The organism is Peteryoungia rhizophila, assembly GCF_004912145.1.
Taxonomy (GTDB): domain Bacteria; phylum Pseudomonadota; class Alphaproteobacteria; order Rhizobiales; family Rhizobiaceae; genus Allorhizobium; species Allorhizobium rhizophilum.
The window spans coordinates 423,079-437,703 of record NZ_STGT01000001.1; the positions used below are offsets into that span (position 1 = coordinate 423,079).

General features: G+C 61.6%; 15 protein-coding genes. 3 read left to right on the top strand and 12 right to left on the bottom strand.

Annotated elements, in window-relative coordinates; genetic code table 11:
- Positions 1 to 43: 43 nt before the first annotated feature.
- Positions 44 to 844 (bottom strand): alpha/beta hydrolase family esterase, encoded by an 801-nt coding sequence (locus E9677_RS02015; protein ID WP_136556425.1) that lies wholly within the window; start codon positions 842 to 844, stop codon positions 44 to 46.
- A 100-nt stretch (positions 845 to 944) separates the two neighbouring features.
- Between E9677_RS02015 and E9677_RS02020 the strand changes: the two genes are divergently transcribed.
- Genes E9677_RS02020 through E9677_RS02030 form a run of 3 tightly spaced genes read left to right on the top strand, consistent with a single transcriptional unit; the run spans position 945 to position 4,959 of the window.
- The gene (locus E9677_RS02020; RefSeq protein WP_136556426.1) at positions 945 to 2,579 is read left to right on the top strand and encodes a thiamine pyrophosphate-binding protein; all 1,635 of its coding nucleotides are present in this window, start codon (positions 945 to 947) and stop codon (positions 2,577 to 2,579) included.
- Positions 2,551 to 3,717 (top strand): OpgC family protein, encoded by a 1,167-nt coding sequence (locus E9677_RS02025; protein ID WP_136556427.1) that lies wholly within the window; start codon positions 2,551 to 2,553, stop codon positions 3,715 to 3,717. The genes E9677_RS02020 and E9677_RS02025 overlap by 29 nt, the downstream gene beginning before the upstream one ends.
- Positions 3,718 to 3,723: 6 nt before the next feature.
- Complete coding sequence (locus tag E9677_RS02030; protein WP_235882831.1) at positions 3,724 to 4,959, top strand: CaiB/BaiF CoA transferase family protein; 1,236 nt, start codon at positions 3,724 to 3,726, stop codon at positions 4,957 to 4,959.
- 18 nt (positions 4,960 to 4,977) lie between these two features.
- Here E9677_RS02030 and E9677_RS02035 read toward each other — a convergent pair whose 3' ends face one another.
- The 11 genes from E9677_RS02035 to E9677_RS02085 form a co-directional block, all read right to left on the bottom strand.
- Positions 4,978 to 5,193, bottom strand: a complete 216-nt coding sequence (locus E9677_RS02035) for a hypothetical protein (RefSeq protein WP_136556428.1) — start codon at positions 5,191 to 5,193, stop codon at positions 4,978 to 4,980.
- On the bottom strand, positions 5,190 to 5,963 hold the full coding sequence (locus E9677_RS02040) for a hypothetical protein (protein ID WP_235882832.1): 774 nt from the start codon (positions 5,961 to 5,963) through the stop codon (positions 5,190 to 5,192). Before E9677_RS02040 ends, E9677_RS02035 begins: the two co-directional genes overlap by 4 nt.
- On the bottom strand, positions 5,960 to 7,060 hold the full coding sequence (locus E9677_RS02045) for a Rieske 2Fe-2S domain-containing protein (protein ID WP_136556429.1): 1,101 nt from the start codon (positions 7,058 to 7,060) through the stop codon (positions 5,960 to 5,962). The genes E9677_RS02040 and E9677_RS02045 overlap by 4 nt, the downstream gene beginning before the upstream one ends.
- A 158-nt stretch (positions 7,061 to 7,218) precedes the next feature.
- Positions 7,219 to 7,437, bottom strand: a complete 219-nt coding sequence (locus tag E9677_RS02050) for a hypothetical protein (protein ID WP_136556430.1) — start codon at positions 7,435 to 7,437, stop codon at positions 7,219 to 7,221.
- Between the two features lie 10 nt (positions 7,438 to 7,447).
- The gene (locus tag E9677_RS02055) at positions 7,448 to 8,155 is read right to left on the bottom strand and encodes an SDR family NAD(P)-dependent oxidoreductase (RefSeq protein WP_235882833.1); all 708 of its coding nucleotides are present in this window, start codon (positions 8,153 to 8,155) and stop codon (positions 7,448 to 7,450) included.
- Between the two features lie 479 nt (positions 8,156 to 8,634).
- On the bottom strand, positions 8,635 to 9,789 hold the full coding sequence (locus E9677_RS02060) for an AGE family epimerase/isomerase (RefSeq protein WP_136556431.1): 1,155 nt from the start codon (positions 9,787 to 9,789) through the stop codon (positions 8,635 to 8,637).
- 40 nt (positions 9,790 to 9,829) lie between these two features.
- Positions 9,830 to 11,143: a glycoside hydrolase family 130 protein gene (locus tag E9677_RS02065; protein WP_136556432.1), complete on the bottom strand. Its 1,314-nt coding sequence runs from the start codon at positions 11,141 to 11,143 to the stop codon at positions 9,830 to 9,832.
- Between the two features lie 38 nt (positions 11,144 to 11,181).
- The gene (locus E9677_RS02070; RefSeq protein WP_136556433.1) at positions 11,182 to 13,461 is read right to left on the bottom strand and encodes a glycosyltransferase family 4 protein; all 2,280 of its coding nucleotides are present in this window, start codon (positions 13,459 to 13,461) and stop codon (positions 11,182 to 11,184) included.
- 97 nt (positions 13,462 to 13,558) lie between these two features.
- A complete protein-coding gene (locus E9677_RS02075; protein WP_136556434.1) occupies positions 13,559 to 13,762 on the bottom strand; it encodes a hypothetical protein in 204 nt (67 codons plus the stop codon).
- Positions 13,763 to 13,777: 15 nt separating this feature from the next.
- Positions 13,778 to 14,056 carry a hypothetical protein gene (locus E9677_RS02080; RefSeq protein WP_136556435.1) on the bottom strand — a complete coding sequence of 93 codons (279 nt, stop codon included), beginning with the start codon at positions 14,054 to 14,056 and terminating at the stop codon, positions 13,778 to 13,780.
- 247 nt (positions 14,057 to 14,303) lie between these two features.
- Positions 14,304 to 14,606, bottom strand: coding sequence for a hypothetical protein (locus tag E9677_RS02085; RefSeq protein ID WP_136556436.1), 303 nt, complete (start codon positions 14,604 to 14,606; stop codon positions 14,304 to 14,306).
- Positions 14,607 to 14,625: the final 19 nt, after the last annotated feature.

Sequence of the window (14,625 nt, forward strand, 5' to 3'; positions counted from 1 at the left end):
AGGACGTTCCGCACACCACTCAAATGGCGTGTGGAACTTCGCCTCAGAAACCGAGGTCCTTGAGAGCGGCGTCCAGATGCTCAGGGCTGACCTGATGGCCGCCGTCATGAATACACAGCGCGACTTCACCGCGATTGCAGTCGGGCGTGACCTCGCAGGGAATGCCGCCGATGACTTTCTGGACGGTCGTATCAGGCTTGCAGCTCTTCTGCTGGCGGATGATGGCAATACTCTTGAATGTATCCCCCTGATGGAAGTCCGATCCGATGGCGCGGCCGCTCAGGGGGAAAGTCTTGTCGGCAGAGCCGTGAATCTGCACCACCGGCGGCATGTCCGAGACACAATTCTTCGGCTCCGGCAGCGGATTCCAGAAGACACCGGAGAAGGTCACCGCGCCCGCGGTGCGTTTTCCCTGCTGGCAAAGCGTGTACCAGGCCATCGACGCGCCTTGGGAGAAACCGCCAACAAGCGTGTTTTTCGCGTTGAAACCGAAACGCGTCACGAGGTCATCAAGCACGTGACCGACGAAGCGTTTCTCGTCGCGGTATCGTCCAGGCGCGTTGGGGTGCGACCAGGTTCCGTTGAGGCCATCGACGGCTGCAAAAGCGAGCCCGTGCGCATGCGCGACCTCGACGAGCGCCCGATGCTTCATCTGCAATTCGGCCGAACTCTTGGATCCATGAAAGAACACCAGCACGCCTTTGGGCGTGCCGGACACGGGCATTTCGATCCGGTAGGAGCCGTCTTCGACGACGCAAGGGACGCTCGCGCCGCAGTCATCGGCATGAGCCGCGGAAGGTGCCAGAAGAGCAGCCGCGAAGAGCAGAACCTTACGAAATGTCACCGTGTCGCCTCCTGCCCCAGACCTTCATTTCCACGTACAGTCTTTGATGAGGTGCGGCAATTTGCCGGTACTTCACGATATTGAGAGAGGCTTTTGCCCAATGCCAGATGTCATCCAGGAAACACCAGCACGGGTTGTCGAAGCGGTTGCCGCCACACTGCATGCCTACGGCGTTCGCCACGCCTTCGGCATGCCGGGTGGCGAGGTCGTGACCTTGATCGACGGGCTGGAGAAGGCCGGCATCGCCTTTCACCTGGCTCGCCATGAGACGGCTGCCGCCTCCATAGCGGCGGGCGCCAGCATCACCACCGGGACACCCGGCTTGCTCGTCACCACTGTCGGACCAGGCCTCGCCAACGCGGTGAACGGCATTGCGGATGCCGCCCAGGAGCATGTGCCGCTCGTCGTCATCTCAGGCATCGTCGATCGTGCAACAAGGGCGCGCTACACCCATCAGGTCATCGACCACGCACAGCTTTTGCGGCCTCTGGTCAAGGCGAGCTTTGAAATTGAGCCAGAGAGCGCCGGGCCGACCGTTGCCCGCGCGCTCGCTCTTGCCCTTACGGAGCCGATGGGACCGGTACATCTCGATCTCTCTCCCGCCGTCGCGGCGATGACCGATCCCAGTCCGAGGGTGCTCGGCCCGCCCACCATCCTTGCGCCTGCCGTCGGAGCCGCAGACCCGGCGGTTCAGACCCTGGCGCGGCATCTGTCAAAGGCCGAACGTCCCTTGATCCTTGCCGGCTTCGAGGCCGCGAGGGCGGATGCCGGGCCTCACATTCTGCGTCTGGCCGAAGCGATCGGCGCTCCCGTGTTGACGACGTACAAGGGCAAGGGACTGATCCCGGAGACCCATCCGCTCTCTCTTGGCGGTGCAGGCCTGTCACCGCTGGCCGATGCCATCATGCTCGGCCTGATGCGCCGCTCCGATCTGATCCTGATGATCGGCTATGACCCGATCGAGATGCGCCTCGGTTGGCTGGATCCCGTGATGGATCCCGAAAGGATCGTGGAAATTACCGCTGCGGCGCCCGATCACGCCATGCATCATGCCGCCACCCGGCTCGTCGCCAATACGGCTGCGGCAACAGCTGCCCTGGCGGCTGCCGTTGAGCCCAAAAAATCCTGGCCAGATGGCGAGCACACCAGCGCCCGGCAAGAGGTGGCGGAGATTTTTGCAACCCGCTCGGACTGGGGTCCCCATGTCATTATCGACCTGCTCAACGAGGCCGCCGGCCCGGACGGCCTTGTGACTGTCGACAGCGGCGCGCACCGGATCCTGCTGTCGCAGAAATGGATTGCGGCGCGGCCGCTGTCCCTCCTGCAGTCCGCGGGCTTCTGCACCATGGCGGCGGCGCTGCCTCTGGCGATCGGCGCGAAGGTCGCCGATCCCACACGCCGCGTCTTTGCCGTGATGGGTGATGGCGGGCTGGAGATGGGGATCGGCGAACTCGCCACGCTGCGTGATCTCGGCCATCCCGTCACCGTGGTCGTCTTCCAGGACCGGAGCCTCGCGCTCATCGCATTGAAGCAGGCCTCAGCCGGCCTGGCGACGGCCGGTGTCGCGCTCGGCGAAACCGACTTTGCCACCATTGCAACCGGATTTGGTGGCCATGGCGTTCGCGTCGAAACAGCCGACGATCTCCGTCGCGAGCTTGCGGCCGCCGAAGGCCGGGCAATATTTACTCTCATCTCATGCAGTTTTGATGCCGATGCTTACAAAAACGCTTTCTGAACCTGCCGCCACGCCGGACCTGCAGCAGCGCGTCAAGCGTCCGCGCGACCCGCGGCTCGACGTGTTTCGTGGCATCGGGATGCTGATCATCCTCCTCGCGCATGTGCCGAACGACCATTGGGCGCTCTGGATCCCGGCGCGCTTTGGGTTTTCGGACGCCACCGAGATGTTCGTCTTCCTGTCAGGCATGGCATCGGCGATTGCCTTTGGTCGCCTGTTTGACCGGGAGGGGGTCGTCATGCTCTCGGCGCGGGTCGTCCAGCGCATCTGGCAGATCTACTGGTCGCACATCTGCGTTTTCATCATCATTGCAACGCTGATGGCGGTTGCCGGCAACAAGCCTGATGGAACCTCCTATATCCAGAGCCTCAATCTCGTCCGGCTGTTTACCGAGCCCGCCCCGCTTCTCGTCGGGCTGATGACCCTCACCTATGTGCCGAACTATTTCGACATCCTGCCAATGTACATGGTGATCCTGGCTCTCATGCCGTTCATGCTGCTGGCCGAGCGGTTGAACCGGTATCTGCCGATCCTGCTGATGACCGTCCTCTGGCTATCCGCCCAGTTTTCCCTGGTGCATTTTCCAGCCGAGCCATGGTCTGACCGCTCATGGTTCTTCGATCCCTTCGGCTGGCAGTTCCTCTTTTTCCTGGGCTTCTTCCTGATGCGCGGCACGATAGCATCGCCGCCCGACAATCGTTGGGTGATGGGGCTGGCGATCGCGATTGTCGTCGCAACCGTTCCTTTCGCCTGGTACATGGTCCTCGACGCATCCCCCTTCTTCCGGGATGCCGCTCAGTCCATCCGGCCTTTGACCAACAAGACCACATTCGGCCTGTTGCGGCTCATCCACTTCGTGGCACTCGCCTATATCGCCTTCCATGCCGTCGGCGTTGGAGGACAACGCTTGATCCATCCGCGCATCTATCCCGCCACACGTGTGTTGATGAAGGTCGGGCAGCAGTCCCTCGCCGTCTTCACTACGGGCATGGTCGTCGCGCAGATCATCGGCATCTGGCTCGATCATGTCGGGCGCACGCCCTTCTGGACGGCGCTTGCCAATCTCACTGGCTTTGCTGTCCTCATCGCCACCGCCTATCTGGTCGCCTGGTTCAAGGCCGCCCCCTGGAAGGCATGAGACGACATGACATTCGAACAGAGTGAAGCAATGACCCAGGACGAAAGGCAGATGACACCCGGCAGCCTGGAGGGATTGCGCATCCTGGACCTGTCACGGATTCTGGCCGGCCCGACGGCAACCCAGCTGATGGCCGATCTTGGCGCAGAGGTGATCAAGGTGGAAAAGCCCGAGAGCGGCGATGATACGCGCAGCTGGGGGCCTCCGTTTATGCCGGATGCCGATGGCAATGACAGCGATCTGAGTGCCTATTTTCTCTGCGCGAACCGGAACAAGAAATCCATCGCCATCGATATCGCGAGCGAGGATGGCGTCGCCTTGCTGCGTCGTCTCGTGGCCATTTCAGACGTCGTGGTCGAAAACTACAAACCCGGCGATCTCGCCCGCCGCGGGATCGGCTATGAGGACATCAGACGCATTAAGCCGGATATCATCTGGTGCTCGATATCAGGTTTTGGCCAGACGGGTCCCTATTCCGACCGCACTGGCTATGATTTCCTGATCCAGGCCATGGGCGGGATCATGAGCATCACCGGGGAACCGGAGGCAGCCGGCGGAAAGCCGGTCAAGGTGGGCGTCGGGATCGCGGATGTCATGTGCGGCATGTATGCGACGGTCGGCATCCTCGCCGCCCTTCGGCATCGGGATCGTACCGGCGAGGGTCAACACATCGACCTCTCCCTCTATGACAGCCAGGTTGCCTGGCTCATCAATGCCGCCACCAATCATCTGGTTTCAGGCCGGGTGCCCAAGCCGCTCGGCAATGCACATCCCAATATCGCCCCTTACCAGACCTTTGCGGCATCCGACGAATATCTGGCCGTTGCAGTGGGCAATGACCAGCAATTCGCACGCTTTGCCGAGGCGATTGGCGTTGCAGAACTCGCAATGGACGACCGGTTCCGGAGAAACAGGGACAGGCTTGCCAATCTTGAAGACCTGCAGGCCCTGATCCAGGCGGAAATCGCCAAGGACACCGCTCTTTCCTGGGAGAAGCGTCTGCTCGCCGCCGGTGTGCCGGCGGGCCGCGTCGCCACGATCGATACCGTGTTGGCCGATCCCCATACGCTGGCACGCGGCATGGTGGTCGAAATGCCAGGCGATGAGACAGATGGGCCGGTTCGCTTGCTCGGAAATCCGCTCAAGATGTCCGTGACGCCGGTTCAGTATCGCAGCCGCCCGCCGCATCTCGACGCAGACCGCGCGGCGGTCCTCAGGCTTCTGGAACCGGGCATGGATTAAGGCGGGGCGCGGCCTGCCTCAGCGTCTGGTCCACAAGCTTGCGATCCTCTCGGCCAGTGTCAGAACACCGAAAGCGGCGACGACATAGGCCACCAAAGTGAGATCCTGGAAGATGGTGCCGCGCAGGAACTTCGGGCCTGAGGACCACAGGACCGCAAGAGACCAGACGAGGCCCGCGACAAAGACCAGCCCTGAGAGATGGCGCAGGCGTGAAGGGCGGGCGTCCTCGCTCATGAGCCCATCCCAGGTTTGGCCGGCGTATCGACCTTGAAGATCAGCAGATCGTCGCGTTGCTCGACCTCGCCCTCAAGCTCGATCAGCACGGCCGTCTGATCCAGCAGTTCGCGCGGCAAGGGGCCTCCGTCCGTCCCTGCCATCAGCAGGAAATTTTGGCCTTCGACCGGCGACGTCGTTACGAAAACGGGCGGCACACCGCCGGTGATGCAGAGATTGGCGCAGGCCTTGTGCGAAAGCCCGGTTCCCGGCCGCATGGCGCCAGCGTAGCATTTGCCATCGCAGATTTCGCCCGTAAGTCGCCAGCGACCGAGAGACACCGGGGCTTGGGGCTGACTGACGCCCGCCGGCGGTTCTGTGCCCATCAGACCGGGCCTGCCGCCCACTAGCAGCATGTCCAGCGCACCACGCTTGACGAAGATGCCCGATACCGCCGCCCATTGTCCGTTCAGGGGATCAGCTTGGTTTGCGACACCTGCCTTCCCCTGCCCCGACAGCATGATGGCGCGTGGGCCTCGGCCATCCTGTGCGGGCACGCGCAGGATCGGATAGGGCAGCGTTTCCAGGACACCGGCCAGCTGCCCGCCCCGCAATTCGTCGACATAACCACCGGAGCCGGGGTTCTGCGTGGAGAGCGAAAAGGCCAGTGACGCCGAGACAAAGCCCAGGAATAGGAACACGCCGAAGAGGATCGCACATTGCGCGATCACCGGCGGGACCTTCTTCGCATAGCCGATGAAAAAACCAGGATCTGGCGGTTGCGGCATCATGGCGAAGTCCTTGTCGTCGGCGTTGACGGATGGGAGGCGGACAGAGCCTCGGCGATCGTGACAGGCTCGATCCTTGTTCCGAGCGGCACGGCGACAGGATCGACCAGGACACGTGATCCGGAGACTTTCACGCGATATTTGCGCACTCGTTCCTTGAAGGGCGGCGGGGCGCATCCGTCCTCCAGGCGATACTGGTAGCCATGCCAGGGACAGGTCGCAAACCCCAGGACGACCTTCCCCTCCCCGATCGGCCCATTCTGGTGCGAACACAGATTGGAAAGCGCCGATAAACGGTTCTTGAAGCGGAACACGGCAACCCGCTCCCCTTGTGGCAGCACGCCGACGATGGCCCGTCCTTCCTGAATGGCGTCGAGAGCGCCGACATCCACCCAGCCCGTTTCCGCCTCGATCCGAGACGCTGCGTCGTCGATTGCCTTTTCCCGACGTCCGGCCAGCAGATGGAGGATCGACAGAGCGGCAAGGCTTGCCGTCAAGGACAAGGCCGTCACCGGGTTCGTTCCATCAATCGCCGCACCCAGACCGACATGCAGCACGACGGCGGCATAGGCCGCATAGATGCTCATATGCATGGCCTTCCAGACCGGAGGCGACAGGAAGGACAGCCAGAAATCGTGGCTGGTTGCCGCCAGCACGATCAGGATCACGAGCGCGAAGATGCCGAACAATTCGAACGGAAAACCGGCAATGCTGCCGAAGCTGGTATTGCTGGTGAAAAGCGCGGTGAGCTTCGGTGTCGCGCTGAAGGCAAAATACCAGTCCAGGACGAACATCGCATGGGTAAACGCGACCGCTGCGGTGATGACACCGAAATGCCGTCGATTGTAGAGCAAGGGCAGAAAACGCGGATCGAGCCTGGCGAGCGGACCGATGGCCAGTACGACGGTCAGCAACAGGAACGCCAGAGAGCCAAAGGCGCGCATCCGCAGGATGGGTGTATCCACCGCGCGCACGGACGGCGACAGAAGCGGTGCGAGCTTGAGATAAAGGAGGATGTAGGCAACCACTCCGCACAGGAGAACTGCGTCATAGATGAGCTTGTTGCGGTTCCAGCCGACGGGTTTGTAGGCGGTGCTCATGGCTGCTCCTGCCGGTCGGCGGGCTCGAGCCTTATGGCGGGTGCATCACTCGAAAGCTTCGGTTTCGACACGAAGGCAATCGCCAGGCTGAGAGGCAGGGCGACCGCGAGAAAAGTCCATATCCACGCATGAGCCTTCCTGTGCGCGCGTTGCATGGATCACTCTCCTCTCTTGCGTGCGAGAACCGCCCATCGCCACGCCACCAGGGGCCACAGGAGGATGATGCCGGGTATCAGCAGCGGGCGAAACGCGTAGGCGCCGACGGCGGCATGATCGATCCGGTCGATGCCAAAGGCCAGAAAGGCGACAGCCACGATGAGCCCCGGTGTGGCCCAGAGAAGAAGGACGGCGCGAACAGGGTCGGCGAAAATATCCATACCTTCGACCTCACTCCAATCCTGTCGCGGGAATGGCGGCACCGGTCACGACGGCGGCCTCGGGTGAGATGAGGAAGGCGATCAGCCGTGCGATGGAATCGGGCAAGACCCAGTCGGGCACCTTTGCATCCGGCATGGCGGCGCGATTTTGTGGCGTATCGATCGTGCCGGGCAAGATGCAGTTGGCCGTGATGCGATTGCCGCGATGTTCGAGCGCAATGCTCTCCGTCAGCCTGAGCACCGCAGCCTTTGATGCCGCATAGGCAGCCTGATTGGCGCCCGCCTTCAATCCCGGAGCCGCGGCGATATGCACGATGCGACCATAGCGGGCAGCCTGCATGACGGGGAGCACAGCGATGCTGGTGACGAGAGCAACCCGAGCGTTCAGGTTCATCATAAGATCCCACTGGCCAAGGGTGTCACCGTCGACCGGCCCGGTCGCGAAACCTCCGACCGTATTGACGAGGCCGTCGATGCCGCCGAAAGAATCGACGGCCGCCTCTGCCATGGCCTGCGCGACTGCCGGATCACTGAGGTCGGCGCCCGCAAATGTCAGAACCTTCGCCTCTGACGGCAGCGATTGGACCAAGGCAGCCAATGCATCGGTCGTTCGATCCACGCAAACAAGGTTTACGCCCTCACCGGCAAGTCTTGTCGTTATTGCGCGACCCAGATTTCCCGCGGCACCGGTCACAATCACGCATGTGGGTTTTCGCACGACCTGAACTCCCTAAAGAATGGCAAATAGACCCACGATGGTCGCGGCGGTCCTGTCTGCCCGTTAGACGCACTTCGCCTGAGGGCGTTACAGGCGAGCAAGGCAGAAATTTTGTATTCCCCATGGAGCGCGCCTCGCGCGTCGGCGGGTGGGCTTTCTGCTCGCCGAAACAGCCGGATTTTGGCATTGGGGTCGACCAATGATGGAGCGCGATGCAGTACTGAGGAGCGACGTGAACCCACCGCCGCGGTGATGTCCGCTTCCAAACAGACATAGTGAGAGTCGCAACGTCCGAAATGGCGACCCAAAGCTGCCACGCAAAACGCTCGCCTCACCTCCAGCCTGATTGTCGCAAGCGGAAATTATTACCGCTCTACCGCCTTGTTGACGTCAGCCCATAGCCACGGCACAAAGACGGGATCCACGGACGCCCGCGGCGGAAAAATACAGGGAAATCAAAGGTTTTCAATCCTTTGAAATCATGCTGGAATTCTGGAACTGACTGGTCTGACATCCTCGACCTGATCTCCGACGGCCGTCCATAGGTGATACAGGGAACTAGCCGGGATCGTGCTGCCCATTGGCGCGCCGTTCAGGTCCAGACGGTCGTGCCAGCAGCCATGTGGCACGCGTGTCATGTAGGCAGCAAGGATTGCAGAGGCCACGTCGTCCGCGTCTGTGCAATTTCCCCGAATGCCAAGTCGCTCATGGAGCGCCATGAAGGCCTTGAGCATCTCCACCTGCGGCCACAGCCGCCGTGACGGGCTGATCGCCTTGCTTGCCGATACGGTATCGACCAGGAAAAGCGAGCCCTGCATGCGCCCGACCGCCAGCGCGGTTGAAAACAGGTCCAGGCATATTTTGGTGTTGTCGCTGTGAGCGAGACGATCGTGTCGCGTTGTCAACCAGACCCACTCGCACATGTGGCCTGGCTCCAGCCGATCGGATCCGTATCGGTCGTCAAGCTCCCATTGGGGGCCGAAAAATTCGTGAAGCGGCCCATTCGGTCCGACGAAAAAATGCGACCGCAAGAGTGCGAAGGCCTTGTGTTCCGATCTTGCATACCCGGAGGTCCGGTTGTTCTCGCACAAGGCCAGTGTGGCTTCGAGGTAATGCATGTGTGGGTTCTGGCGGCGAGGCAGGGTGCCGTCGCTGTCTTCGGCCCAGCCGCCAAAGGGGTCTATCAAGGTCCTGTCGATCGCCAGGATCGTCTGGTCGATCTGGTGTCTGTAGACATCCTTGCCGGTCGCCGTCAGCAGCCAGGAGAGAGCGAGCAGCACGCAGGCGTTGTCGTAGAGATCGCGAACCGGATCGGTGATGAGCTCGGTATGGCGGTTGAAGCTTCTCGCATAGCCGCCGCGCTTCCCGCTGACCCAGGCGACGCGGTGCAGGTTGGCGAAGGCCCGTTCTGCCATGGCGAGCGAAGCGGAGGGGGCGACGCCGAGATGGGCAGCATGGGCGTGAACATAGATCTGGCGGGCCACGGTTCGTGTCCGCACCTCACCTGCCTTCTGGGGCGATCCATCCAGCTCCAGGTATTCGACGAATTGGCCGCAGGGCTCGTCGAAGCCGGATTTGCTCCAGGTGGGCAGAATTTCCTCGAGGAAGACGCGTTTCAGTTGCTGGACGCTCATGACCGATCGCCTGGTGGTACGGGCCACCCACCCTCCGCTTTCACAAGGCTGCCCCGATGGGATGCATCGTTTCGAGAAGCCTGCTGATCTTGATCGTGGTGAAGTTCGAATAGGTATCCGAGACGGCATATGGCAGCGCGATCAGATCGCCATGCCGCATGGCGCCGCAGGAATAGACGACGTTCGGGACATAGCCCTCGCGCTCCGTCGGTTCGGGCTGCAGCAGGGGTTCGACCGTTCTCGACAGGATGATGCTCGGGTCGTGCTTGTCGAGCAGCGTCACCCCAATCGCATAGCGCCGCATCGGGCCCACGCCATGGGTGAACAGCAGCCATCCCTCGTCGATTTCAACAGGGGAGCCGCAATTACCAATCTGGACGAACTGCCAGGCGAATTCCGGCTTCATCAGGAGACGCCCTTCATCCCATTGATGCAGGTCATCGGAATAGAGCAGAAAGAGGTTCTCGCTGTCCTGCCGGGCGATCATCGCATAGCGGCCATCGATGCGACGGGGAAAGAGCGCCATGCCCTTGTTGCGGGCGGCGGGTCCCCGCAGCGGCGTCAGGGTGAAGTTCAGGAAGTCCGTCGTCTCCAGAAGCTCCGAGCGGATGGACGAGCCGCTATAGGCGGTATAGGTGGCGAAGTAGATCGTCTTGCCGTCGTCGTCGAAGGCGACGAAACGGGCATCTTCGATGCCGTTCGATTGCGCCTCGGTCACTGGAAAGATGACCCGCTCGCTGAGATCGCTTTCGTCCTTGAAGCTGATGCCGATGCAGCCGGCGGGCGCCAGTCCGTCACTTGCATGGATTTCCGGCAGACCTGCCAGTTGCGTCGGCGCATCAATGGTGACGTCCCCCTCCGCGTCGATCACGCCGGAGCGGAAAGTGAGCGAGGAGATGTGCCCCTCACCCACGGCCCTCAGACTGATGATCAGCCGACGGCTCCCATCAGCAACGCCGGACTGATCCGGATGCGGCACGATGCTCGGATTGAACAGAGCGGCGGACTCGAACGAATATTCGTTCATGAAATAGGCGCCGACCAACTGTCTTTGCTGCTGACTGAAGCGCTGGTGGTGCTGAAAAGCATCCTCCATCGCGTCCGCCCGCAGTTCGAACTGGCGCAGCAGGTTGCGGTGCCTGCCATCGAAATTGGCGAGGATGTCACGCAATTGATTGGCCGTGGCTGTCGGGTCCAGGGACAAGACGCGATCGACGATTTCATTCGCCCGCGACTTGTCACGTGGATTGAGATGTCGAGGTTCAGTCGACGGCTTGAAAGGTCGCACGATGACGCGCGTCGGATCGGGCCTCAGATAGAGGGCTTGCCGATTGAATAGGTTGGATTGGGGCAAAGTTGATCTTTCGAAGTTTTTACTGTGGGAGGGACCGCTCATGACAATTGCCTGGCGCTGACCCTTGGAAGTATGGGGCGCAGCATCTGGTTGACGCGACCGAGTTCCACGCAGGAGATCAGATAGCAGAGCACGGATTCGGCACCCCGGTTCTCGTTGGGGCGATCCACATGCAGGCCGTCGCGGCAACTGCCCGTCTCCGTGTCGACGAGGGAGACGCCGTGATCATTGCTGCCCGTGAACCAGTCGAAGGCCCTGTGCGCGGCTTCGATCCAGCTCCTGTCCGAGGTCGCCTCGTAAGCCGCAAGACAGGCGGCCACGGTTGCCGTCGCCTCGACCGGCTGTTGGTCGAAGAGCCTGGGCGGTTGACCGATCTCGAAGAAGCCATCGGTTCCGATAGCGCGGAAATTGCCCTTCTCCCCTGTCTGCTGGGTCATCAGCCATTCCAGCGTTGCAACGCCAGTCTCGACGAAGGCCGGCACCTTGGTCGCGATGCCGGTCATGATCAACGCCTGGCTCAGTCGGGCATTTTCATAGGATAGTCCCTCCTCGAACCAGCGGCGCCCGCTCTTCGACACACGACGGTCCAGGTCCATGAGACTGTCGGCATGACGAAGGCGCAGCATGCGCGCTTGGGCGTCTTGAGGATTGGCTTTGCAGTAATCGTTGAGGCCGAGAAGCGTGAAAGCCCAGGCGCGCGGGGAACGAAAGTCGAGCGTGACAGACATCGCCTGGGCAAAGAGGGCACTCGCCCATCGGCGGCGTGGTGCATCGGTGTCGGACAGGGCGCAGGCACCGAGCGCCCAGAGGGTTCGCCCATGGCTGTCTTCGGAGCCCTTGTCTTCGAGCCAACGGCGATCGTAGCTCATGAAGTTTCGGAACCGGCCTGTATCCGGGTTCCAGGCGTGTTCGACGAAGGCCGCGAAGGAAGCTGTCATCCTGTCCGCTATGCCCGTCTCGCCGACGGCCGACAGGAGCGAGGACAGAAGGAGGGCTCGCGCGTTGTCATCGACGCAATAGCCATGTGACCTATCTGGCACGGAGAACACCGCATGCTGGATGATGCCCGTATCGTCGCACATCGTGTGCAGATGGCCGAGCTTCAAAGCTGTCTGCTGCGGCGGGCGCTTGATCCGCAAGGAGATGAGGTCGCTGACGAGCTTGGGCCGATAGGCAGTGCGCGCCTTCGCCATGCTGTCGAGATAGAGCGAGGCGACATGCGACCAGATCATTGAGCGGCCGGCCTCGTAGGCCCTCTTGCGCATGGCCATCCTGGCGTCGTCATCACCGAGCAAGGTAGCGATCGCCGTGGCCGTCGCCGGTGCATCCCCAAAAGGAACCAACACGCCGCGGTCGTCGCCCAAGAGATCGCAGGCGTGCCAATAAGGTGTCGAAACCACCGCGCTGCCCATTCCAAAACTGTAGGAGAGCGTTCCCGAGGTCATCTGCGCTTCATCGAGATAGGGCGTCACATAGACGTCGCACATGGCAATGAAGTCGAGAAGCGTCGGCAGATCGACGAAGTCATTGAGAAACTGCACCGCATGATCGACGCCCAGCCGCTCGGTGCGCTGGCGCAGGCTGTCGCGATAAGCCTCGCCCTGCTGGCGCAGAAGCGTCGGATGCGTCGCGCCGAGGACGATGTAGAGCGCCTCGGGGCTCTGCTTCAGGATCGACGGCATGGCGTCGATGACCACCTCGATGCCCTTGTTTGGAGAGAGAAGGCCAAAGGTCAATATGACCGGGCGTCCTGCATAACCGCGCTCGACCTTGGCCAGGTCCGGATCGTGAAAGGGGCGGTCGGGTATGCCATGGGCGATGACGTCGATCTTCTGGGAGGCAACACCATAGATTTCCGTCAGAAGCGTGCGCCCCTTCTCGGCCATCACGACGACACGGCTGGACTGGGCCGCGACCTTCTGCAACACGCGATGTTGAGACGGTGTCGGTTCGGCGAGGATGGTGTGGCAGGTGGTGACGAGCGGAATGCGCAGGTTTTCCAGAAGCATGAGGATGTGTTCGCCGTCAGGACCGCCGAAGATGCCGAATTCGTGCTGCAGCGAAACCACATCGAACCGGCCTTCATTCAGAACCCGCGCGGCCGTCACATAGTCTTCGACTTCCTCCTCACGGATCTCGAAGATCACGTCGTCAGGATAGGCGTAACTCTGCCTGGCATCCGTCACGGCGACGATGCTCGTCTGGACGGGCTCGACTGCCTCGACCAGCGCCTGGGAGAGATCGCCGGTAAAGGTCGCTATGCCGCATTGGCGGGGAAGAGAATTACCAATGAAGGCGATACGTGTCGGTCTGCTCATCTGCGTTCCCTCCAGAACATGGTGGCGAGGTCTCGCCAAAAAAGCCAGGGACGCACAGCGCGGCCGCATGGTGGATTCACGCGCATCGGCATCGGGATCACGCGGATCCGATAGCCTCCAGGTCCCGCTCCAGGGCGACGCGCCCCTGCTGAAGTTCGGCATTCCAGAGCCGATACTGCGGGCTGTTCTGATAGGCCGGCATGGGTGCCTCGATCGTGTAGGTGACGGCAGCAGCCGGCGACAGACCCTTCGTGGTCACGAGGCGGACCATCTGGCCTATGGTAAAACGGTGAGAAGGCATGGGTTTCTCCAATCATCAGTGCGTTGTGTTCAGGCTTTTCTGGCCGGACAGGCCTCTGTCCATGTCCAGAGCGGCATCCAGGTCCGACGGATCTATATGGACAAGGCTCTTCTTCTTGCCGGCGATGACTTCGATCATTGTTGCCACGCGCCGATAGGCGAGCCAGGAAATTCCAGTGATCTGTTCCTCGTCGTCCTGCACCTGGTAGTCGCCGGGTGGATGGACACCCTCCAGACCTGTCAGGGTGAAGGGCGCATCGAAATGCACGGTTCTCGTCTTCGTTCGCGTAAACATGTGAGACTCCTTTGCGGGGGACCGGTGTCACTTGGTGGCGGTGTAGAGATCAGATCGAGATGCGACCTCAGTGTTGATCAGGCCTGCTTCGGCGGAACAGCGGGCCGCGCTGTGAAAGGATGGATACTGCAATCCGGCCGCTTCCCAGCCCCTGTCCTGATCTCGAAAACGTTCGGTCGGCATGTCGCCGAAGCGATCCGTTTCTTGCGAATGTCGGCCAGTACGATCACTTTGTCCGAAGGCTCCATCAGATGCCTCGCCTCTCGGGCGTAACGGGCTGATCGCCAACCGACGGACTTCCGCCCTCGCCTTCCCAGCGCAACAGAGCCGCAGCGTGACTGAAAACAACAATCTCCCAGACGGCTGCCTGCATATCGCTCATGACCATTCCCTTGCGTAAGCGTTCGATGACGACGACCTCTCTTGCATAGTCGCGATCCGACCGGGCCCGGAGATCCGCGCTCGCGTAGTTTGAACGATAAAGCAGCGCACGCAGCAGCTCTTGGTCAGCCAACTTTCGCTGACTTTCTGGCGGATTTTTCGTCAGCATGGTGGGAGGCCAAATGTCT